Here is a 24,376-nt window from a genome sequence, read left to right on the forward strand (position 1 = left end):
AACAAGTTTTGGGTATGTGTGCCGATGGGCGTAATGATGGTGCTTGGGATGCTTACCCAGTCTTTATTTTTTGTGTTTTTAAAATACGACTCATAGGGAGTGCTCGTCATGGGGAAGATATTTTTAACTAAAGAGGGTTTTGAAAAAATGGAAGCGGAATTGACTCATCTAAAGGGACCCCGTCGGCGTGAAGTGATTCAGGCGATTCAGGTTGCACGTGAGCACGGTGATCTCTCGGAAAATGCAGAATATGATGCAGCCAAAGATGAACAGGCTAAATTGGAATTGCGCATCAGTCAGCTTCAGGAACAGCTGGGCAATGCGCAAATATTGGACAAATCAAATATTCCGGAAGGAAAAATTTCTTTGGGGCAAAAAGTCCGGTTGGAAGATTTGGCGACAAAGGCGGAAATCGAATATTATTTGGTGGCCCCGGAGGAGTCGGATTTTGAAACAAACCGGATATCGGTTACGTCTCCCATCGGGAAAGGTTTGGTAGGAAAAACGGTGGGTGCAGAGGTTGAGATTCGTATTCCGGCCGGTGTGAAAAAGTATAAAGTACTTTCCGTTAAAATGGCGTGACTGAAGTCGCGTTGGTTAACTCTTTGCTTTGGTTATCAGGAACACTCCTAATCCTAAAAAAATAAAATTAGCGATCCAGACGGATAAAAACGGCGGCAGTGTGCCGTTTTTTCCGAAGGATGTTCCGACGGCAATAAATCCGATATAAAAAAAACCGGTCACAATGGTGATGACAAATCCGATGGCAGTTCCGACAATGGCACGCCGGCCGGTCGGGAAAATAAATGGGAGTGCAACACCTAAAAGTGCCAAAATAAAATTGGAAAAAGGGAAAGCGATTTTTAAATGATAGTTGACTTCCTCGGCGCGCGGGTCGGTTCCCATTTCACGCAACAGGTTGATTTGGGTCTGGAGTTCCTTGATGGGGGTTGCGAGCATTAAGTCGTCGTCTTTTTTCTGGCGGATGAAATCAATGGGTGATTCTCGAAACGGTATTTTGTACTCATCGAATTTCAGGTAACGGTTTACAGCACCGGAGTCGTCAAATGCACGCAGTGTTCCATTTTGGAATATCCAATGCCCGTCTTTCCAGGATGCCTGGGGCGCATCCAACCGTTCAATGATATCACGTTTTTTATCCAGCTTTAACAGCATCACATCAAACATTTTTCCCGTCTGGGCATTCAGGTGCTGAGTATGTAAGATGCGGCGGCCTGAAACGCTGCGGGTGAGCCAGTCACGCCGATACCGGAAGGTTTCATCGGATTTATGCTCGATATTGACACGCTTGATATGGTAGGCACGAGGGTTGGTATAGGGAATAACAATTTCATTAAAAATCATGACCATGCCCACAATCGACAGGGCGGTGATTAATATCGGCATGGCAATTTTTAAAAAACTTACACCGCAGGCACGCAGTGCGACAAGTTCATTGTTGCGTCCGAGTTGTCCTAAAGAAAAAAGTGTTGAAAGTAAAACCGCCAAAGGAAGGACTTGGACCATAAAATAGGGGATTTGATAGAGATAAAATAAAATGACCAAGGATATCGACGGTTTGTGATTGACGAAAGAACGCATATCATCGACCAGCTCCGCGATGACATAAAGTCCCACAAAAACCATGATCGTGAATAATAATGCTTTTAAAAATTCTTTGGTGATATAACGTGAGATAATTTTCATAATCGGGAAACTCTTCGGAGGCGTTTGAACGGTGAGGGCGGATGTTCCCGGATGACCCAGGCAAGTCCGTAGAGACCGGCGCCGGTTAAGATGATATTTGGCAGCCACATGGATAAAAATGGATGCATGCGGCCGTCTGCGCCGAATGTTTCACCCAGGGAAATAAAAATGTAATACAAAAAAATGAGCATCACGGCTATGAAGTAGGAAAAATACCGTCCTGAACGCGGGGCAAGAATGCCGGCCGGTGCACCGATGAGTACGAATGCCAGACAGGCAAAGGGGATGGACATTTTTTTTTGGTATTCCACCCGGAGCAGGTTGATATCTTTGCCTTCTGCCTGATTTTTTTTGATTTGAAGTTGAATGTCATGCATTGACATTTCCCGTGCACCCCGCTTGATTTCCTTTTTTTGGTTGAATAATTCGCGCTTGATATCCAGGTCTAAAAAGGTCGTGTTGAAATTAATCCGGGAAAACATGTCCGGGTCTTTTTTAGGGGCGATCTGCATATAACCCTGTTCCAATTTGAGCATGACCCGCCGGTTTTCCGAATCGCTGATGAGCTGTCCGCGTTTGGCCACGATGGTACGGACCGGGTCGTTCGGTTTTTGACCGCGTACCAAAACCATGACACCTTTTAACTCGCCGGTAATGGGATTTTTGCTGTCCACCCGAAAGACATAGCCGTCAAAATCTTCAACGAAGACATGTTCGCGGATAACAATGGCCGCACGCTGCCGAACAATATCAAAGTAAAGATTGCGATAGGCTAAGTTGGCATTGGGCAAGACGGTATTATTAAATAGAATCATGCCAATGGTGAGCAAGGATGCGATTAAAATAATTGAGCGCAGCATGGGGAGGGGTGAGATGCCGGATGCTTTCATGGCGGTGATCTCATTGTCGGCGTTTAAGCGTGAAAAAACGACCATGACGGCGACCAAACATGCCATGGGAACTGTGATCGCGAAGGTAGCCGGGAGTATGAAAATCAATAATTTAAGGACGGTGAAAACGGATACGCCGTATTTCACAATTAGATCCGAGAGCGTAAAAATTTTATCCATAATGAGAATAAATGTGAAAATTGTCACACCCATGATAAAGGGGAAAAACAATTCTTTGGCAATATAGCGCTGTAAGGTCTTCATGGGTGTTGCGTTTCCTTTTTGGGCGGTATCGCCCCGCTTTTTTTATCGGGCAAGAAATTATACGCGAAGAAGAAATGATTTTCACGAATTCTTTTTCCTTTTGCTGAAGCTGTGAAAATCGGGAGTGATTCTATGTGTTCGAATTTTTTTCGGATGTGCTCCATTTCCCAGTAGTCTTCACAAACATAGAGCGCATTTTGTCCCTTGAGCAGTTCGCTCCGGTCCCAGAAACGGTACTGGTTATTGGCGGGTTCCCGTAAAGGGAGTAATTGAACCTGAGGCTGGCCAGGGGTATAAAAATTGAGGATACCACCCATCTGATAGCGCCGTGCAGCAAGAAAAGCGCCTTGCGGACTTTTGGCCCGGAGTTGTTCCAAATAAAGGGCGGTTTGTTTGCCCAGGGGCCGCCAACCGCGAACTCGATTAATCGAGTTCGCGGCATTACCGGAAAGCGGAAGTACGCCAACCGCAGCTTCGAGATAAACCAAGGCGGTTAGGCTAAATGAAAAAATGAGTGTTGCTAAAATCCATTTTCGTAAACGCAGTGGGTTTTTTTTAAAATGAATTGAAATCCAGCCTGCCAGCAGGGCAATGGCGGCGGGATAAGCCGGTGCCGGCCAGTTGGCGTAAACCTGTGTCTTCACGGAGATAAGTAAAAAGAAGATGAAGATGGGTGCTGAAAAACAAGTGGTAAATAAGAAGGCCTCGCTCAAGTCAAATGCTTTTCGCCATTGTTTCCATCCAATCACCGGCGAGGCCAAACAAAAAAAACCGAGAAGCGGGCTCAAAACAGCCAACTGTCCGCCCAGATAGTCACCTACCGTTTTCAACTGAAAAGCCCAGAGTTTTTTTACGCCGCCTAAATCACCCACATGACCAAATGAAGCCCAATCATTGCCGGCATTCCAAAAAAGGATGGGCGAGACAACCAGAAGTGTGATGAATCCGCTTATGTAAAGATGCGGTTTTTTCCACCAAATACGTTGTTGCGGAGAAAGGATAAGAAACAGCAGCAAACAAGGTACGAATAGCGCCATGGTGTATTTGGAAAGTGCGCCCAGGCCCAGAACAAGTGCACCTAACCACCAGCCTGGTTCCCAATGGTGAATGATTGCGTTTAAAAATAAGTAAAGACATGCAATCCAAAAGAAGAGCATAATGGAATCATGCATCATCAACACCGCACCTACGGAAACAAGCAATGCAGATTGGAACCCTAAGAAACCATACCAAGCGGCCCGGGTGGATTTGAAAAGTTTGATGATGAGCTCGAAAAAAATCCAGGAAGACAAAAAAGAGAGGATGACTGAACCCATACGTACTTGCCATTCTTGGGTTGAACCGAACAATTTTGTAAAAAATCCAATCACCAGGGCCAACATGGGGCCTTGATCAAAATAGGACCAGTCAAGATGCCGGGACCAAGTCCAATAATAAGCTTCATCAGGCGCGAGTTCAAATTGGCTGGATAAAAAGATGCGAAAGGCAGTCAAACTAATCAAAAGAATCCAGAAAAGTCTGCGATAGATGTCCAAAACCGACTCCTTGAAAGGCAGTGCCAGGAAATAATAATGAATCCAGGACATTCTAGAGGTCATTGGCGCAGCTGTCAAGCGAGGACTGATCGTGATGGGGGGATGTAAACGCTTTAAATAAGTTGTTTTTCCAGAGGGGGCGGGAGTTTGGTGATTTTGATTAAAAATCTTGCGACTTTTGGAAAGTCTTGTGATAATAGGCGTCAATGGGGTGTCTGAAATGGGGAAAATGAAATGTGTCCAACGGCATCCAGGGCACTTAGGAGAGTTTCTTTGTTTGCGTCTAAACGATTCAGGCTGCTTTTTATTCTGAGCGTCCTGCTATTATCTTATAGCAACGGTTTTGCAGCGGCACCTGCTGTTCTTCAGGGTGTCACGTCGACTGTACAACCACTGATTGTCAATCAATCGGGCAATACAATTCCAGTGATTGCTGTTCAACCGGTTGCGAACACACCGCCTGCCGTTGCCTTGGGCAACACGCTTAATGCACGAACCAATACGATGACCGCACACGGCGAAAAACAATCCCGGAAAAAAATCTATTCATTGGCGGTGCCTCGGGGACTGCAAGCCAAAGCCGGAGGAAATAAAGTCCTGCTCGCTTGGGAGCCGATACAATCGGGGGCTAATTCGAAAGTCGCGTACCACGTTTTTCGTGGTATCCGACCGGTTTTATTACCCGAAGACGTCGAATCCTGGCCTGAACCGTTAAATAAAAAATCTATTTTAAAAAACTATTTTATGGATGCGCCTGGAAAATCCAGAATCCCGCCGGTTGCCAATCAACAATACTATTATAATGTGATGGCAGTTGATGCCCAAGCGAATCGGTCGCCCTTGTCGGCACCACTTAAAGTGTTGAATGCATTTGAACTGTCCACCCCGGTTGGTTTCAAAGGCAGTTCCCAAGATCAGGCGATTTTGCTTTCCTGGGGAAAAGCATTTTCCGGCGGGCAATACGGGCTGGCAGGTTACCGGGTTTTTAGGTCCGCGACGAAAAATAGACTTGGCAAGCCGGTCTTGGAAAAACTTGTTCAAGAGACAAGCTATCTCGATCAGGGTACAGCGGGTGAAACACTTGTTAATACAATGAATTATTTTTACACGCTTTTTGCAGAGGATGTCCGGGGCAACCGGTCTTTGGCAACCGATCAGATCATGGTGATGCCCTTTGTGGCAGCCGGGATTCCCACTTATGTAACCGCGACAGGAAAAACCGATGATGTGATTGAATTGCAGTGGCGTACGCCGGAGGGCGGTACATTTAAGCTGAAAGGTTACAATATTTACCGGAAATCCGACCAGGAACAAACCGCAGTTAAGATTAATAAGACGTTGGTAAGCAGCACGATCTACCGGGATTCTGAACAAAATAGCACCGTCAAACCTATTTTGGGCCGGTACTATACGTACACACTCAGAGCCGTGGATGAAAAAGGTAATGAAGGGGCGGCTTCTGCGATTGCCCAGGCCAATCCAAGAGCACCGATTGAAATTCCTGCCAGTGGTCTTATATCCACCTCGATCCCGGGATTACCGCCGGAATCATCTTTGACAATTTCCGGTAAGAAAAAAATTGATATTTCTTATACCGAGGTTATAGCGCTGAAAAAAGGCGAGGAAACGACGGATGAACGCTATCCTTCCATTACGTCAGGTTTGAGCGATGGTTTTAATCTCGAACAAGAACTGCAAGTCAGGCTGCAAGGGAAGGTGGGCAAGAAAATTTCGGTGGATGTTGATTATGATGATACCAAAGAGGAACAACAGAAAATTTCAATTATCTATGCCGGTGATCCGGATGATGTTGTTCAGGAAGCCGCTTTTGGCGATATTTTACTTGATCTGCCGCGAACCGAGTTTGCCGGGTACAATAAAAATTTATTCGGGGCTAAAATTAAAGTGGCGTTGGATAAATTTCGTTTTACAGCCATTGGCGCGCAGACCAAGGGGATCACGGTAACTGAGAAATTCAAAGGCAACACGTCGGCCCGGATTATTGATAAACAGGATATCAGCTTTACGCCGTTTAAATATTATTATCTTACCAAGGATGCCACGCAGGTCAATCATCCGGATTTGTCTAATTACAATGCCACTGAAGCACGTCACGGCATTGTTCCCGGCTCGGATATCGTCTATGTGACCAATGGCGTTGTCACAGCCGAAACCATTAATACCACCACCGCTTCAGGTCATCTGGTGAAATTTAATAAATATTCTCCCGGGGTTGATTACTCGGTTGATTATGAACGCGGTATTCTTTCCTTTAATTCAACGATTCAGCAGACCTGGATGATCGCCCTGGCGTATAAATATTATGATGCCGCCGGGACGGTACATACAATTGGGTATACTGCCGCTGGGGATGAATTTGACTGGACCATCGCAGGGCTTCAAGTTCCCACCGACGGTTTAACCTCTGATAATGCTCATTTGATCCAGGATTATAACAGCACGACGAATGAACGATCTTATATTATGATGCTCATGAACCGCTATTCGCTGGGTTATCAGAATATTAAGGACCCGCAAAGCGACCCGGATTTTGTGATCAAGGTTTTTTCGACGAGCGGCAGTGAACGGTTTATTCCTCAACCCTCAGATACGAAAAAGGCGGAAGAAATTTATAAAATAGATCCTACTTTTGGCACGATCGAATTTAGACATAATTACCCTTTTAAAGCCGGGACAACTGATTTTATAACCGGGACGGATGTCTATGCCGATGATGCGCAGGATGCCTATAGTACGCTCAACAACCCCTCGCTCTCCAGCGGCGGTGATTCGGGCAAAGCCAATAAATATTATATTCATATTGAATTTAAAAATTTAATTACAACTTTTCAATTGGCCAACTGGAATGTCATAAAAAATTCAGAAATCATAAAAAAAGACGGCGCCAAAATGCAGCGTAATACTGATTATTATATTGATTATGACACCGGATTTATTACTTTTTTGAATCCGGAAAGCATTGCTTCCACCACCGAGATTACCGTCACGTATGAGTATCTGCCTTTTGGGAGTAACTTGCAGTCCAATCTGTTTGGCGCCCGGGCGGAGTATGACATTATTGAGAAAAAACTTTCGATTGGTTCAACCTTTTTATACAATGCCAGCCAGACTCCCCAGGATGTACCGGATGTCAATTCGACCCCAACTTCACTGATGCTTATTGATGGTGATGCCAAATTTAATCTCAATCCGGAAGATTTTGGGGAGTGGTCCCTACCTTATCTGGGTAAATTTAAAGTACCGGTGACCATTGATGTTTCAGCGGAGGTGGCGTACAGCTCCTATGCGGTGAATACCTATCGCAAAGCAGGGGAAGACGGCGTGGCCATGATTGATAGTATGGAAGGGTCGGACAATATTTTATCGTTGCCGGTCAGCGAAAACGCGAATAATATTTGGTTTCCCACATCCCGCCCCAGCACCGAGCTTCCGGAAAATAGACGCTATGTCTATTTGACAGATGCTTTTGAGACCGGGCGTGTTCCGGTTGACAGTAATGATAAATCGCATCAAATGCGCTGGTATTACTCGGATATGACCGCAGATACCTGGGATGGTTTTATTTATCCGCTTTCTTCATCCGGCTCCAATCTCAATGATTATAATTATATTGAAATGTCGATTTACAGCAATGCTGATGCCGCCCATCCTGTGGTGCTGCGGGTTGATCTCGGGGTCTTGAGTGAGGATTCCAATGGCAATGGAAATCTGAATTTCGAAGGTGATCGCGAAACCTATAAAGAAGCGGATGATGTCGGGATTAATAATTATATGACGGACCCTTATTCAATTCCGCCTAAGATTGCGGTGGATCCCAGTGGTGTGGCAGGCATTTATCCTACGGATGCGCCGACAGGATATTGGGGTGATGGTAATACCCGGCTGAACAATGAAGACCTGGATAATGATGATCTGCTGGATACGCAGGAAAGCTACTATGAATACGAAGTGACATTGGAACCGGGAGAATGGAAGCTGTACAAAATTTCGCTGAAAGATTTTACCGCCGCCATGGGAAACAATATTCCCACCCTGGATACACAGAGTGAAACATTTTTAAGTTATGTCAAGCATGTCCGTCTCTGGGTGAGCGGTGTAAGCGGCGATCCCAGCTCGAATTATTTTCAGATTGAATCGATGCGGCTGACCGGGAATAAGTGGCAAGCCAAAGGGTTCGCGAGTGATGGGACCGCCATTGAACCGGCCGCTTCAACGATCAATGCATCGGCAATCAGTTTGGTGACGGATGATAATTATTTGGTGAATAAAAATTTCTATGTTTATGATGAGAATAATGCGGATGAGGAACTGCGGAATGAACGTGCCTTGAAATTGGAATACAATCTGGACAGCAGTGCGATGTTGACCAATACGGTACCGGCGTATTTTTTGACCAGAACCCTGACCACGAATTCCGCAGGCTATAATTACTCCAATTATCAGTATTTGCGGATGGATGTGTATAAAAAAACCATTACCAGTCCGGGCGAAATTCTTTTTGTCCGTTTGGCGATTGATCAAAATAATTATTATCAGTATGCCATGTCCCTGGATGACGCGCCGGTGGGTACCTGGCATACATTTAAAAATGAGATGAACGGCAGTGACGGCAAACGGATTAGTGTATTTCAAACCGGGACCATTGTCGGGCTCACGAAAATTAAGGAAATTTCCATTGGCATTATCAATCCTAATACCGTCGGCACGACAGAAGAAATATGGCTTAATAACCTCCGGGTGACGGAGGCCAAGCAACGGGAAGGCATTGCCATGCGCCTCTCGTCCAGCACACGCCTGGCGGATATTTTTACGGTTTCAACTGATTTGCGTGATATCGCCTCGGATTTTTATACCATTGATGAGACCCCGTCCGGGAAGCAGCATACTACCAGCAATAAAGTGACAGGCAATTTAACAAAATTTTCCACGTTGCCGGTGAATGCAACCTGGAGCCGGACCAATAATTATACGGAACTGGAACACCGGCCTGAGCCATACTATTCCAATAATTTTGCAACCCCGGATACTGTCAACGAGACCGTGTCGGGTAATCTCAGTTATTTGGGAGTTCCCGGACTCACACTGGGTCTCAATGCCACGCAGTCGCGGCAGCAAACCGCCTATATCGATCAAATTTACAATGTGAATAATGAAGTCGAGACCCTGAATGCCATCCCCAGTGTTTCCTATACATTGCCCGGAAAAATTTTGAATGTGCCGATCGGCAGTACAACGTTTACAGGTAAATATGAATATATAGATTCCCACACCCGGTATGATGAGGAAAAAGCTGCGGATAAGAATCGCAGTGATCTTTGGAGTAAATGGAAGCATTCTAAAAATGAGACATATACTTATGTAGGGAGCTATAACCCGATTAAATATTTGAAAATTTCGCCCAGTTTTACTTATACGCAAAATAGCGATCGCGGGTATCTGTCTTGGTATAAATTTTATGCTGCACTTGATCCGGGTGGTACGGAAAGCAGCGTTTTGCAGCAAAGGTACTACTCCGATCTCCACCGTATGGCCAGTTTGAATAAAATAGCCAAGCTTAATGTTAACTTACTCAATATTCCGGTGATCACACCCAGCATCTCCTATTCAATGACCAATACCCGGGATTATGTGAGTGATACACTCTCTGTGCCCGGTTCTTTGTCCTGGCAGAGTGGTTTGGCGCTGGGGGATGTGATTGGCTGGAGCCGGTTCCCGAAATTGAATCTTTCCCAAAATTATACGGTTTCGGCAACGTACCGTAATGAGATTGGTGATGACAAAGACCAGCCGATTCACAAACTGACCTTTGATGATCTTTGGATGATTGATCCGGTGACCTTCCGGGGGGGGGGCGGTAATCTGGATACAGCCTATATCAATTCGCGAAATTTAAGCGAGAGTGTGAGCACCAACATCAGCCTGATTCCGGATGTGAGCTTTACTCCCTCGTATGCGTTTAGTTGGAACCGTTCCATGAGTTCTCAGCAAAATTTTAGTACCAAAGAGACCCTGTCGTATGGGTCCGGGGCGGTATGGAGTAGAATACCTTCGCCGTTGTGGATGCAGCTGCAGAGTCTTAATCTGGATTATCGTTATTCCCAGAACAAAACCTTTGATACAAACGAAAAAGAAATTTCAAGAAATACCACCCATACCAGCTCAGCTACGTTGCCATTCCGTTTGTTCAAGGAAATATCCAGTACAGTTAAATTTAGCACTTCCAATGGGACCAATCAAACAGGCGATAAACTGGATGTTATTATTTTTAATAACACCTACAACACTGGTCTTACCATGTCCTATAATTTGAATATGAGCACACCGCTTCAGCTCCCGAATTTTTGGCCCTTCAATGGTGCGGTCCTGAAAGTGCAGCAAACACTGCGTTTGAGCAATTCATTTGATGCTGAATTTGTTGTGAATGAACAAGAAAATATTGAAAGTGCCGCCAAGGAGACCAATACGTATACCAATGATACCTCCATTAAATACTCGCTCTGGAAAAATGTTGAAGGCGATATCGTCATTACCAACCAGTGGTTCTACGATAAGTTGGTGGATAATAAGGACTACTGGGCCATTCGGATCAAAGCCGGTCTGACCGCTATTTTTTAAATTGTCGTTTACGCTTGTTTACATAAAATTAAAATTTTACCCACCCTGCTCGTCGATGTCAAAACAGTGGAATCGTCCTTTGTTTTTTATTGAAAGAGCACGGCCAAGGACCGGCAGGGCGGGAAAATTACACAATTTTAAAAAGTTCTAAAAACATTTTTCTATAGTTTTTTTAGATTTAATCCACGTAATCTGTGTAATCTGTGGATTATGTCTTTGTTTTTAGGTTTTTATAATCTTTTCTGTTTAGTTAGGGAATACTGATAATAATTTTATTTTTTTAAAATGAAACCAAGCAGGTTTGTAGTCTAACCTACCATGAAACTGCCGCGTCGTCTTAACATGTTGGGGTTACATGGTTTGAATTTACTGGCACCACCGGTGTGTCCGGGGTGCTTGAAATCAGCCAATCACTATGGTTTAAGTCTTTTGTGTCCCGCGTGCCGCCCGATTTACCGGGGACGTTTTTTTTGTCAAACGTGCGGCCATGGTGTTCCTTTTGTTCCGTGGCTTAAAACCCGGGATATCCGGTTTTGCCGCGCCTGCAGAACCATGAGACGTGCTTATCATCAAGCCCGCAATCTGGATGTGTATCGCGGCAATTGGAAGAAAGCCATTCTGGCATTAAAACAGTATCCTAATCCGGAAATGGTCCGACAATTGGCTAAGTGGTGCATCCAACAGCGGGAATCTATGCAGTATACACTCGTGTGGTCTCAGGTTACGGTGGTGCCGAGCCGGCAAAAAGAAACAACCGGAATTGAGCGCGTTGCCCGCTGCATTGCCAAGCGTCTGGGAATTATATTTTCACCTGTGCTGAAATTTTCATGTCATACTGTTTCGCAGCATACATTGGATCGCACAGCCAGGTTGCATAATATTCGCGGAAGTATTGCGACAAAAAGAAAAACAATGATTACCGGCAACTGGTTGGTAATTGACGACGTCTATACCACCGGCGCAACAGTCAATGAGTGCGCCCGGATATTGAGGAAATCAGGGGCACAAAATGTTGATGTTCTGACCCTGGCGCGGGGACTCGATAGGCGGGTCGGGGAACCGGGCGGGCGGCACGTTTAGTTTGCTATGCGGGATGTGTTTTCTGTCTTTTTTCGCCGGACCGATTATTCTTAATTAAACAAGGTTTGCAGTTGTGAAGTGGCTGGTTTTTATTTATAATTTTCTACCAGATATGAAAGCGGAGGCGGTATGAAGACCCTGTTGATTTACCCTGGAACATTTGATCCGGTAACCCTTGGTCATCTTGATTTGATACGGAGATCCTGTGAGCATTTTTCGCGGGTGATCGTTGCGGTGGCGGAGACTACGCACAAAAAAGCGATTTTTTCTTTGGAAGAAAGAGTGGAAATGGTCCGGATGGCCGCACAAACACTGCCTTCAGCCGGGAGGGTGGAGGTGGAATCTTTTTCCGGATTGCTGGTTGACTATATGCGATCCAATAAAGCCAGTGTTGCTTTGCGCGGTTTACGGGCGATTTCTGATTTTGAATATGAATTTCAATTGGCACAGATGAACCGGAAGCTCTACCCGGAATTTGAGATTGTTTTTATGATGCCCGATGAAAAATATACATATATCAGCTCGTCTTTGGTTAAAGAAGTGGCGTCGCTCGGCGGCGATATCAGTGCCTTTGTGCCGGGAGCGGTCATGGATTATTTGATGGAAAAATACAGTAAAACAAAATCAGGAGGCTGAAAAATGAAGGTAGTTTTGAAAGTGGGAATCGTGTTGCTGCTAACCGGTATCATGGGTGTTTCGGGTTGTGGAAAAAAAACGGCTCTGGAAAAAATACCGGATGCCGGGCGGACCCATGCACCGGCTTACGGTGATGCCATCGTTGAAGGGACGATTGCAGATCCTTCCATTCTTAATCCCGTGCTCGCCTCGGATTCAGCCTCGTCCGATGTGACTGGTTTGATATTTAATTCGTTGCTGCGATATGACAAAGATTTGAACCTCGAAGGGGAACTGGCCGAGAGTTGGGAAATTTCTTCTGATGGCACAGTGATCACATTTGTGCTCAAACCGGATATTAAATGGCATGATGGGCACATGCTAACCGCGCATGATATTGTTTTTACGGTCAAAACTTTTCTTGATCCGAAAGTGAAGACAGCCTATCGTTCTAATTTTATGAATATTAAAAAATATAAGGCGTTGGATGACCTGATTTTTAAGGTTTGGTATAAGGAACCTTTTGCGCCCTCCCTGGAAAAAATCGGCGGCATGTCGATTTTACCGAAACATTTATTGAAAGGCCGCAATATTAATCAAACCGATGATTTTAACTTCCGCCCGGTCGGCAGCGGTCCGTACAGATTTGTTTCATGGAAGCGGGCTGAGTCGGTTATGCTGCAGGCCAATCCGGAATATTTTGAAGGCCGGCCGTATCTTAATCGGGTGGTCTACCGGATTATTCCGGATATGTCGGTCCAGTTTTTAGAATTGCAAAACGGCGGATTGGATATGATGGGTCTGACCCCGAATCAGTATTCGGATGAGGGGAGCAAGCCGGATTTTTCCGGGAAATTTAACCGGTACCGTTATGCCGGGAATCAGTATACTTATATGGGTTTTAACTTGAGGAAAGCGATGTTCCGGAACAAAAAATTTCGTCAAGCCATCGCACTGGCGATTGATAAAGAAGCGCTGGTGCAAGGTGTTTTAGAAGGCCTGGGAACAGTATCCACCGGGCCTTATACGCCTAATTCATGGGCATACAATGAAGATGTCAAAGCAGTTCCCTATGATTCACTCAGAGCACGTGAGCTTTTCGTGGAAGCGGGATACCGCTATGCCAAAGACGGCAAGCTTACCCGTGACGGCAAATCGGTTACATTTACCCTGTTGACCAATCAGGGAAACCGTAACCGCGAACAGACTGCGACGATTATTCAATCTCAGTTAAAAGATGTGGGGATTGAGGTCAAAATCCGGATTATTGCCTGGAGCACGTTCCTCTCGGAATTTGTGAATAAGCGAAAGTTTGATGCCGTGCTGCTGGGATGGTCCCTGGCCCGGGACCCGGACCTGTACTCGATATGGCATTCCAGTAAAACCGGTGAACATGAATTTAATTTTGTTTCATATAAAAATGCCGAGGTGGATCGTCTGATTGTTCAGGGACGCAAGACATTCAACCGGAACAAACGAATCGCTCTTTACAACCGTGTTCATGCCATTATTGCGGATGAACTGCCGTACGTTTTTTTATATGTTCCCGACAGCTTGCCGGCTGTGCATCGCAGGATCCTGGGGATTGTGCCGGGCGCAGCCGGGATTGGTTATAATTTTATTAAGTGGTTTGTACCGGAAGGGTATCAGAAATACCAAAAATAAACCAGGCGGAGCATGCGTAACTCAGCGCAAAAGCGATATGGCACCATCCGCCGGTAATTGTATTTTTGTTTGATGGCACTGGTCATTCTTGTTCGGAAAAAAATACAGCACTTAAGGCGAATAGAAGATAGTGTATTAATAATTTAAACAGCAATGAGTACCGTTTTTCAATGAAAGGAAGCGCCTTATCCGGTTCGTGCGTATTGTGTATAAAAATACAACCTCTTTTGCGGTTTTAGAGAAGGATCACTACACGCTCTTGGAGGGGCCGGGCACTGCGGGTGCTTTGCCGAATTCACTGAAAATTCCGCTGCAGGATGCGCAGCTGCTTGCGCCGATTCTTCCCTCAAAGATTATTGCAATAGGTTTGAATTATGGAAATCATGCCAAAGAACTGGAGATGGAGGTTCCGGAGACGCCGGTCTTGTTTATGAAACCTCTTTCAGCCTTGGCCGATCCCGGTGCTGCAATCCAATTACCCGGTTGCAGCCGTCAGGTGGATTTCGAAGGCGAACTGGCGATCGTCATCGGTGTTAAAGGACACTGTATTCCACAGGAGAAAGCACTGGAATATGTGATGGGTTATACGCTTGCCAATGATATTACCGCGCGGGATTTACAAAAAAAAGACGGGCAATGGACGCGTGCCAAAGGATTTGACGGGTTTTGTCCGGTAGGGCCTTGCATCCGTACCGGGATCGATCCTGCGCTGTTGGAATTCAAAACATTTTTAAATGACGAACTGCGCCAGACCGGGAAAGTCAGTGATTTTATTTTTTCCATTCCTGAAATTATTGCATTTGTTTCGGAAGTCATGACATTGCTGCCCGGTGATGTCATCCTGACCGGAACCCCGCCGGGCATTGGCCCTATGCAGCCGGGTGACCGTGTCCGGATTGAGTGTGATGCCATCGGGACTCTGGAAAATACCATGACAGCTTTTTGAGGGTACGGGATCTTGCCATGATCAGGAATTGGATTCGCAGTTTTAATGATGACCGTCTGGCCTGGTTCTGGTTGGCGGCTGTCGCAGGATTGACGAGTTTTTTGCGCTGGCATGGATTTGATGCGCCTTTGCACACGGATATCTGTGTGTATGCCATGATGGGTACGGAATTACTTCAAGGCGGTCAGCTTTACCATACTTTGTTGGATAATAAGCCCCCTGGAATTTATTTTTTCTATATGCTTGCCATCCGTATCGCAGGTGACGCCCCCTTGGTGTTCAATGCTCTCGGACTTCTGTTTATCCTGCTGGCACAATTTTTTATTTTCTTGATCCTAAAACGGATGGCTTCTTCGCTGTTTGGATTGCTGGGCGCTTTCCTCTGGGGAATCGTCACCCTCTCGATTCCCATTTGGGCCAATCATCCGCATACCGAGGTCTTCATCAATGCTTTTTTACTCTTGGCTGTCTGGGGCATGGTTGCCCGGTTGCAAGGGGTACGTCACGGATTGTGGTGGACAGGTCTCGGTTTGGGCCTGGCCTCAGTGATGAAGACCAATGTATTTTTTGTTTTCCTGACGCTCTTTGTTTTTTTTGTGGTTCTCGTTTGGCAGGGAAGACGCCGGGGTGAGATGGTACCGGGATGGAAGGAAGCCGTCTGTCTGATTGCGCCGCCTTTGACGATCTGGGCGGGTGTTGTTGGATATTTCTTAGTTCAGGGAACCTTGCCGGAGTTTTTTGATATTGTTTTTAAATCGTTGCGTGCTTATGCAGGGAATATTTTTGTCAATCAGATTGAGTTTTTCTTTGTGTGGAAGAAACATCCGCCGATTTATCAGCATCTGTTTCTGGTAACGATTTTAGTGACATTGGGGTGGGGTCTTGGGAAAAGTCTCCAACGCAGACTCACCCGAGTTGAGGCAGTGGTGCTTTTTTATCTGGGTGGCTGTCTTTTGATGATTGGCAGTTTAGATGGGCTGTATATTCTTTATTTTCAAATTTTCTTGCCGCCGCTGACACTTTTGAGCACATTGTTTTTTTATGAAATACGAACCCGGGCCAGGCGTTTTTTTGTTCCGGCGATGATAGGCATGGTCCTGGTGGTAGGCGTGTATGGTTTGCGCTATTTGAGCAAAACCCCGGAACAAATTTCAATTGAACAATATGGAGACGTTTTATTGGCTGATCGAAAACTCGGGGACTATATTCAAAGTATTACCGAGCCTGATGACAGGGTTTATCAATGGGGCATGAATGCACATCTTAATTATTACAGTTGCCGGAAATCACCCGTAGGATTGATTCAAAATCATCTGCTGGATTTCAGTCCCGATGCCATACAGTTTAAGATAAAAAACAAAACATTTGATGCGTTGATGAAAGCGCCGCCTGAGATGATTATTTTTGCAGCCTGGATTGGTGATTTTCGGTCCAATATGTTTTATCAGGCCCTCTGGCCCAATTACACTTATTTTGGATGTTATGATAAGTATTTGATTTTTATTCGCAAGAGCATTGCGGTTGATCCCCGGGCAGACCCGGAAATGTTCCGGATGATAACGGAGAAAAGCCACAACACACTGGGGACGGCCAGGCTGTTGACTGCGGCCCAAAGCCGAAAGTTATTTGACCAGGGTAAACTCATCACAGGCAAGGAGTCGCGTGATTTTCTGACATTGGAGGGCAAGGACAGGTTTGAACAAACGATTAACCAGGGTGTCCGTTTGGCCCGGGCCGGGAAGTGGCATGCTGCGATGGAAATATGGGCCAAGGCCCATGACATCAAGCGGTTGCGGCCGGAATCTTTTGCCAATCTGGGAATCTATCACGAATATATGGGGAGTTATTACCTGGCATTGCAAAATTATGCAGCAGCAGCACAGCAACTCGATTCGCCCTGGGATGACTATTACCGCTCCGCCCGGATGAGGATGGTGCATGAACTCCATCTGTTGGAAGACCGCAGTCCGGCAGCGCCGCGTCTCAAGCGGAATCTTGTGGATGCCAAAGACCAAACAGACTATGCGCAGCTGATCCAGGCCGGGAACCAAGCTGCCCGGAAATTCAGGTGGGAGACGGCACGCAAACACTGGGAACAGGCACTGCAACTGGATGACCGGGAAATTGCGGCGCGTGCCAATTTGGCGCTTTATTATGAGATTCATTATGAATTTCAAAAGGCGCTGGAATTCTATCGAGTGCTTGCGCAGCAGCAGAAAAATCCCTGGGAAACCTATCGCCAAGAAGTAGAGAGCATGTTGGAAACGCTTCCGAAAGCAGGAGATTCGCCCACCCGCCCCTTGCGTTAAAATCAGTGTAGATAGGATATTCAAGTCAGTCTTACAGCGCGTGTCAGCTTGTTTGGTTTCATTTCGGCGGTTCTCAATTCGAAGAAAATACGTTATACTAGCAGCCATGCTCAGATTTATTATTCGACGATTATTGCTATCCATTCCTATTCTTATCGGGATTACGATCATTACATTCGGGATTGTCCATCTGACACCTGGCGGCTTTACCTCAGTGCATATGGATATGAATCCCAATGTTTCCGCTGATTCCATTGCTGATCTGCAAACCCTCTACGGCCTGGATAAACCCATCCATGTTCAGTATTTTCAATGGGTCGGTCGTTTGGCACGATTCGATTTCGGACGGTCGTTTTTGGACCAACGTGAGGTGATCACCAAAATCGGGGAAAGATTGCCGGCCACACTGCTGTTGAGCGGCCTTGCCATGTTCGTGATATTTCTTTTAGCCATTCCGCTTGGGGTTTATTCGGCCATGCACCATAACAGCCCAAAAGACCGCTTGATCACGATTGTAACGTTTGTTGGTTATTCCATTCCCACTTTCTGGCTCGCGCTTTTATGTATGCTGCTTTTTGGTGTGGTGCTGGGATGGCTGCCGATTTCCGGTATCCGCTCAGTGAACTACGATCTGCTGGGTTTTTTTGATAGATTATGGGACACCCTGTCTCATTTAATTCTGCCTGTTTTTATTTCCGCATTTGGAGGATTGGCGTCTATTTCCCGCTATACGCGGAGTAATATGTTGGAGGTTGTGCGGCAAGATTATATCCGCACCGCCCGGGCCAAGGGACTGCCATTAAACCGGGTCTATTATATTCATGCCTTGAAAAATGCACTCTTACCGATTATTACCATCATAGGTCTGGCTTTGCCCGGACTTATTGGGGGCAGCTTTATTTTTGAAACAATATTTTCCTGGCCGGGGATGGGTCGCTTGGCGTATGAATCAGCCCTGAATTTTGATTATCCGGTTATCATGGGAATTGCGGTGATCGGTGCCATGTTGACATTATTAGGAAATATCATCGCAGATGTACTGTATGCCGGTGTTGATCCGCGCATACGATTATAAAAAATGATAAGCAAAGGAGCCTTGTGTTTTCATGATCAAGAGTCGTCTGTTTTTTTGCAGCGCGTACTGTATGAGCTTCCCAAAGGGGGCGAGTTACGCAGCCAGGAAAAACAGACGACTCTTGGTCATGAAACTGTGTTTCAACGGTAGTATAGTTTATTGTGGTAAAATATCGTTTTTAAATGGGATTAAAAATGAAAAATACGTTTTGGAAAAAATTTCTAAAAAAACGTCTTGCTGTCATCGGTGCCGGTATCGTGGCACTGTTGGTCCTGATGAGTCTGGCGGCACCGTTTTTATCACCGTATGCGCCTGATCAGCAGGATTTAACCATGCGCCTTAAGCCGCCGAGCATGACGCATGTCCTGGGGACAGATGAATACGGCCGGGATGTCTTCTCACGCATGCTCTATGGAGGTAGAATTTCACTCTCGGTGGGTTTGGTCGCGGTGGGTATTTCACTGCTCATAGGCGTCATCCTGGGGGCTGTGGCAGGCTATTTCGGCGGATGGGTGGACCAACTCATTATGCGAACCGTGGATATTGTGCTGTGTATTCCAACATTATTTTTAATTTTAATGTTGATTGTCTTTTTGGGTCCGAATCTTTTGAATATTATGATTATTATCGGTTTAACCAGTTGGACGGAATTATCCCGGCTTGTCAGAGCAGAGTTTCTCTCATTGCGGCAGCGTGATTATATACAAGCTGCCCGGGCAATTGGTGTTCGGGACAAGCGGATCATCTTTGGGCATATTCTTCCCAATGCTTTGGCGCCGGTTTTTGTTTCCGCCACATTTGGTATTGCAGGTGCTATTTTATTGGAATCAGGCCTGAGTTTTCTCGGGCTGGGTGTACAGCCCCCAACACCCTCCTGGGGGAACATTTTGACCTCCGGGAAAGATTATATCACCCATGCCTGGTGGCTTACCCTGTCACCTGGTATTGCCATTTTTTTAACCGTTCTCGGGTACAACCTTTTGGGAGACAGCCTGCGGGATATTCTTGATCCAAGACTTTCCGGGAGCAATCATCATGAATGAATCTGCACTCCTTAAAGTTAAAAATCTGAAGATCCAGTTTGACAATCCATCTGGAGCACCTATTGAGGTTGTACGCGGGATTGATCTTGAACTTAAGCGCGGGAAGACCCTCGGGATTGTCGGGGAATCAGGCTCAGGTAAAAGCATGACGGTTCTGTCCATTTTGGGTCTGGTACCTGGAACCGGGAGCGTTAGCGGCTCTATCCGGTACCAGGATAGGGAATTGATTGGACTTGATGATAAAGCATTTGAATCTGTGCGTGGGGCGGAAATTTCCATTGTTTTTCAGGACCCATCAACAGCCTTGAATCCGGTGTTCACCATTGAACAACAACTGGTTGAAACCATTCTGGTGCATAAACAGGTAACACCTGAGGCTGCCCGTTTATTGGCATTGGAAGGTCTTCGTCAGGTTGAAATTCCCGATCCGGAGCAGCGTATTAAGGACTATGCGCACCAATTGTCAGGTGGTATGCGGCAGCGTATTCTGATTGCCATGGCTTTATCGTGTGAGCCGTCTTGTTTGATCCTGGACGAACCCACAACTGCCCTGGATGTTACGGTTCAGGCTCAGATTCTTGATTTGGTAGAGCGCATACAACACTTTAACAATACATCAATAATATTGATATCACACGACTTAGGAATCGTTTCTGAAATTTCAGACGAGATAGCGGTGATGTATGCCGGGCGTATTGTAGAGCATAAAAAAACCCGTGAACTATTGGAATCACCCCAGCATCCTTATACCATTGGTCTGTTGAATTCCATACCCAAAGTAGGAAACTATAAGCAAAAAATGGAAGCCATCGCCGGGTTTCCACCCAATCCGGCCCAATTACCTAAAGGTTGTGCTTTTCATCCCCGGTGCGAACGAAAAATCAGTCAGTGTGAATCTCAAGAACCTCAATTTGAGGGTGTTGTGGCATGCTGGAACCCGGAGAAAGCCAAATGAACGGTCCTATTTTAAGTATAAAGATGCTCGGAAAGGATTATACCGTAAAGGGTAAAGGCGGGATTATCCTTCAAAACAAAGAAAAATTAATTGCCGTGGATCATATCACCTTAGAAATTGAAAAAGGCACGACATTGGGTTTGGTAGGTGAATCCGGTTGCGGGAAAAGTACACTGGGAAGAATGCTTTGCCGCTTAGAAGCACCCAGTCGCGGGGAAATATATTTTCAAGGTCAACCAATACATGCTTTGAAAGGAGAATCACTGCGGCGCATTCGCCATTTTTTTCAACCGGTTTTTCAAGATCCGCTAGGAAGTCTTAATCCGAGATTGAATGTTTTCCAGACCCTGGCTGAGCCGCTTCAATTGTATGGTAAAAAAGGAGATGAAAACGAGGTTATTATATTGCTGGAAACCGTTGGGTTGGGCAACGAGGTGATGCATCGCTATGCGCATCAGCTTTCCGGCGGGCAGCGTCAGCGCCTGGGTATTGCCCGGGCATTGGCTGTTGGGCCGCAGCTTTTGGTCGCGGATGAACCGGTTTCCTCGTTGGATGTCTCAATTCAGGCACAGGTATTAAACTTATTTCTTTCTTTGCAGCAGAAACTCCAGCTGACCATGGTATTTATTTCGCATGATTTACGCGTCATCAGTCAGCTGGCAGATCGCGTGGCAGTGATGTACGTAGGGCGCATCATGGAAATGGCCTCGACCCGTGAGTTGTTCGACAATCCCTGCCATCCCTATACCCAAGCATTGCTAAATGCCCTGCCCAGACTTGAACCGGGCCGGGGAAGGAAGCGTGCCATTTTGACCGGCGAGATTCCCTCGCCAGTCAACCCCGTTCCCGGATGTCGTTTTTACAGCCGGTGTCAATACAGGGAGGAAGGGTGCCGATACTATGAAAATGAAATTATTAAAATATCTCCTGAACATAATATCGCTTGCAAGCATTGGCAAAAAGTCCGGGAACACCGGAAAAATAATTAAACACTCCGGATGATACCAGGGAAAAAGGTGCGATATGGCAGAGACCATTTTATTGGCAGATGATGATCCCAAGACCATTGAGTTGCTCCGGGTTTTACTGGAAACCAAAGGATATGATTTGATCTGGACGCGTGATGGCGAGGAAACACTGCAAAAGGCACGAGATGAAAAACCGGATTTAATACTTATGGACGTGATGATGCCCAAGCTAAACGGCTATGAAGTGGCGCATCTCCTCAAGGAAAATCTGGAGACCAAGGATATGGCGATTATTTTTGTATCTGCCAAGTCAGAGCAGAGTCATAAAATTACCGGATTGAAAATGGGCGGGCACGATTATATTACCAAACCTTTTGATATTTATGAACTCATGGCACGGGTTGAAGCAGCGTTGCGGATAAAAAACAGTACCGGGCCGCTGCATCGTGGTGACCGGCGGTTTGCCGATTCGGCAGTAGCCGATCCTCTGACCGGTCTGTATAACAAAAAGTATTATCTTGAGAGATTTGAAGAGGAACTGGCCCGGGCCCGGAAATACAGTTATCCGGTGGCCTGTGTCCTGATTACGGTGGACCGGTTTGAGGAGATTGGTGAAAATTTTGGACGCCTGCAAAGCGACCAGGTTTTACAGCGTATTGCGTTACTCCTGAAAAAAAGCAATCGTGTCGTTGATATGATCGGTTGCTACAATGAAAAGACCTTTATTGTTCAACTGACACAGACGGATGCAGGCGGTGCCCGGGTGGTGGCACAGCGCTTTGCCGAACAGATCAAGCGGGTTCGTTTGGTGAGCAATGATCCGAATTATAAAATTTCGCTTTCCCTGGGAGTGGCGGCTTTGTCCGGGGGCGCGAGTAGTGGTGGTGAGGAAATTATTCAACAAACCCAGGCGGCGATGCACCGTGCAATGGCGCAGGGCGGTGACTGTGTTGCGGTTGCTAATGAAATTTAAATATAATAACAAAGGGGGAATAGTGGGATGTATTTGACATCGCAAGATAACCTGAAGGAGTTTGAGATAGAAAAGACACTGGGTTTGGTTAAGGGTAATACAGTTCGGGCCCGTCATTTGGGTAAAGATATTATGGCAGCGATCCGTAACTTGATTGGCGGGGAGTTGCCGGAGTACACAAAACTTTTGGCAGAGTCGCGGGAGCAAGCAACAGACCGGATGATCAAAGAAGCGGAAGAACTTGGTGCAGACGGCATTGTTGCCATCCGCTACACAACCTCGAGTATTGCTCAGAATGCAGCTGAATTATATGTATACGGCACAGCTGTGACATTGAAACAGAAAGCCCAGGATAGAAAAAAATAGCAATTGTTTTTGTGCATTTGATATAAAAATCAATGAAATGACGGACTTAATTATTACATTTCTTGACAGACAAGGTTCTATCATGTATATTTTGCATCTCTGCTGAAGGAAATGTGCGAGGGTGGTGAAATTGGCAGACACGTGCGCTTGAGGGGCGTATGGAGCAATCCATGCGGGTTCAAGTCCCGCCCCTCGCACCAGTCAATTCCGCAAAGCGGAATTGACAGAGCAATAGACCAGTAGAGCAGCGGAGCAGCAGAAAAAACAAGAGCGGTCTGCTGATCTGCTGATCAAATACTGATCCGCAAAGCGGAATTGACAGATCGATTGAAGTATTTATCTAAAAGTTAAATAGGCGTTGGTTATAAAGATTTTCGAAGTTGTTGTTGGATTGTTTAAGTTCAAAGGTGGAGGTCAGGCATGACTGAAAACATTTTAATCGCCGAAGATGATGCGAATATTGCTGAATTAGTTAAGATTATCTTGGAAGCCAAAGGGTATTCAACTACCTGGGCCAAGGACGGGCAGATGGCTTTGACCATGGCGGAAGAAGCCAAACCGGATCTCATCTTGCTGGATGTGATGATGCCGCGTCTTAATGGTTATGAAGTTTTAAAGCTTTTAAAAGAAAATGAGAAACTCTCGCATATTCCGGTTATTTTCCTGACAGTTAAAGGCGAGACGGATAGTAAAGTGGTCGGGCTGCGAATGGGCGGACATGATTATATTACCAAACCTTTTGATCTGGATGAACTGATTGCGCGTGTGGAAGCGGCGTTGCGGATCAAAAGCGAGCACGATCATCTGCGCCAGGCCAACCAGCGGTTGTCGGAATTGTCCATGACAGATCCCTTGACATCATTGTACAACCGTCGCTACCTGATGGAACGATTTCATGAAGAAGTGGAGCGCGCCCGGCGCTATCAGTATCCCTTGGCGTGCATCATGATTGATATTGATAATTTTAAGACTATTAATGACACTTACGGCCATATGCAGGGTGATCAGATTCTTCAGCAAGTTGCGCTTATCATGAAAAATTCCAACCGGGTGGTGGATATTATTGCCCGCTATGGCGGTGAGGAATTTTTGCTTATTCTGCCGCAGACAGATCTGGGCGGCGCGGCCGTGGTGGCAGAACGGTTGTGCAAATTGATTTCTGAGACACGTTTTGTAAGAAATAATCCGGAACAGGAAGTAACGATTTCCCTGGGTGCTTCAGCCTATCCAAGCGGCAAGACCGGGACGAAGGAAAAACTGCTGGATACGGCAGATCAGGCCCTGTTGGAAGCTAAGAAGCTGGGGAAAAATAGACTTGTTACTTTTTCTATAGAAGACTGATTAATTCC

17 protein-coding genes and 1 tRNA gene are annotated in these 24,376 nt (G+C 46.0%); 15 read left to right on the forward strand and 3 right to left on the reverse strand.

The window, feature by feature from the left end:
* Window positions 1–108: 108 nt before the first annotated feature.
* Entirely contained in the window at window positions 109–582 is a 474-nt protein-coding gene (gene greA, locus K8S19_02635) for a transcription elongation factor GreA (protein ID MCD4812576.1), read from the forward strand.
* A gap of 15 nt (window positions 583–597) precedes the next feature.
* On the opposite strand, the gene lptG is transcribed toward greA, so the two are convergent.
* From lptG to K8S19_02650, 3 genes are read right to left on the reverse strand one after another with little or no spacing between them, the layout of a single operon-like run.
* The gene (gene lptG / locus K8S19_02640) at window positions 598–1,707 is read right to left on the reverse strand and encodes an LPS export ABC transporter permease LptG (GenBank protein MCD4812577.1); all 1,110 of its coding nucleotides are present in this window, start codon (window positions 1,705–1,707) and stop codon (window positions 598–600) included.
* Window positions 1,704–2,861, reverse strand: a complete 1,158-nt coding sequence (locus K8S19_02645; protein ID MCD4812578.1) for an LptF/LptG family permease — start codon at window positions 2,859–2,861, stop codon at window positions 1,704–1,706. The genes lptG and K8S19_02645 overlap by 4 nt, the downstream gene beginning before the upstream one ends.
* On the reverse strand, window positions 2,858–4,459 hold the full coding sequence (locus tag K8S19_02650) for a glycosyltransferase family 39 protein (protein MCD4812579.1): 1,602 nt from the start codon (window positions 4,457–4,459) through the stop codon (window positions 2,858–2,860). The genes K8S19_02645 and K8S19_02650 overlap by 4 nt, the downstream gene beginning before the upstream one ends.
* Window positions 4,460–4,669: 210 nt before the next feature.
* Between K8S19_02650 and K8S19_02655 the strand changes: the two genes are divergently transcribed.
* The 14 genes from K8S19_02655 to K8S19_02720 all read left to right on the forward strand — a co-directional run bounded on the left by K8S19_02655 (window position 4,670) and on the right by K8S19_02720 (window position 24,368).
* A complete protein-coding gene (locus K8S19_02655) occupies window positions 4,670–11,032 on the forward strand; it encodes a hypothetical protein (protein MCD4812580.1) in 6,363 nt (2,120 codons plus the stop codon).
* A gap of 552 nt (window positions 11,033–11,584) precedes the next feature.
* Window positions 11,585–12,112 (forward strand): hypothetical protein, encoded by a 528-nt coding sequence (locus K8S19_02660; GenBank protein ID MCD4812581.1) that lies wholly within the window; start codon window positions 11,585–11,587, stop codon window positions 12,110–12,112.
* Window positions 12,113–12,241: 129 nt separating this feature from the next.
* Window positions 12,242–12,748, forward strand: a complete 507-nt coding sequence (coaD, locus tag K8S19_02665) for a pantetheine-phosphate adenylyltransferase (GenBank protein MCD4812582.1) — start codon at window positions 12,242–12,244, stop codon at window positions 12,746–12,748.
* 3 nt (window positions 12,749–12,751) lie between these two features.
* Window positions 12,752–14,392, forward strand: coding sequence for a peptide-binding protein (locus K8S19_02670; protein MCD4812583.1), 1,641 nt, complete (start codon window positions 12,752–12,754; stop codon window positions 14,390–14,392).
* 187 nt (window positions 14,393–14,579) lie between these two features.
* Window positions 14,580–15,338 carry a fumarylacetoacetate hydrolase family protein gene (locus tag K8S19_02675; GenBank protein ID MCD4812584.1) on the forward strand — a complete coding sequence of 253 codons (759 nt, stop codon included), beginning with the start codon at window positions 14,580–14,582 and terminating at the stop codon, window positions 15,336–15,338.
* Between the two features lie 17 nt (window positions 15,339–15,355).
* Window positions 15,356–17,647 (forward strand): glycosyltransferase family 39 protein, encoded by a 2,292-nt coding sequence (locus K8S19_02680; GenBank protein MCD4812585.1) that lies wholly within the window; start codon window positions 15,356–15,358, stop codon window positions 17,645–17,647.
* Between the two features lie 106 nt (window positions 17,648–17,753).
* Entirely contained in the window at window positions 17,754–18,722 is a 969-nt protein-coding gene (locus K8S19_02685) for an ABC transporter permease (protein MCD4812586.1), read from the forward strand.
* Window positions 18,723–18,916: 194 nt separating this feature from the next.
* A complete protein-coding gene (locus K8S19_02690) occupies window positions 18,917–19,765 on the forward strand; it encodes an ABC transporter permease (protein MCD4812587.1) in 849 nt (282 codons plus the stop codon).
* The gene (locus K8S19_02695) at window positions 19,758–20,720 is read left to right on the forward strand and encodes an ABC transporter ATP-binding protein (protein ID MCD4812588.1); all 963 of its coding nucleotides are present in this window, start codon (window positions 19,758–19,760) and stop codon (window positions 20,718–20,720) included. The genes K8S19_02690 and K8S19_02695 overlap by 8 nt, the downstream gene beginning before the upstream one ends.
* Window positions 20,717–21,709: an ABC transporter ATP-binding protein gene (locus K8S19_02700; protein MCD4812589.1), complete on the forward strand. Its 993-nt coding sequence runs from the start codon at window positions 20,717–20,719 to the stop codon at window positions 21,707–21,709. The genes K8S19_02695 and K8S19_02700 overlap by 4 nt, the downstream gene beginning before the upstream one ends.
* Before the next feature lie 34 nt (window positions 21,710–21,743).
* Window positions 21,744–22,661: a diguanylate cyclase gene (locus K8S19_02705; GenBank protein MCD4812590.1), complete on the forward strand. Its 918-nt coding sequence runs from the start codon at window positions 21,744–21,746 to the stop codon at window positions 22,659–22,661.
* 27 nt (window positions 22,662–22,688) lie between these two features.
* Window positions 22,689–23,027, forward strand: coding sequence for a YbjQ family protein (locus K8S19_02710; protein MCD4812591.1), 339 nt, complete (start codon window positions 22,689–22,691; stop codon window positions 23,025–23,027).
* A gap of 115 nt (window positions 23,028–23,142) precedes the next feature.
* Window positions 23,143–23,227: transfer RNA gene (locus K8S19_02715), tRNA-Leu, on the forward strand.
* Window positions 23,228–23,447: 220 nt separating this feature from the next.
* Window positions 23,448–24,368: a diguanylate cyclase gene (locus tag K8S19_02720; protein ID MCD4812592.1), complete on the forward strand. Its 921-nt coding sequence runs from the start codon at window positions 23,448–23,450 to the stop codon at window positions 24,366–24,368.
* The last annotated feature ends 8 nt before the right edge of the window (window positions 24,369–24,376 follow it).

The sequence above is a fragment of the bacterium genome, from assembly GCA_021108215.1.
Classification (GTDB): Bacteria; Oederibacteriota; JAAXVQ01; order JAAXVQ01; family JAUVAV01; genus JAIORK01.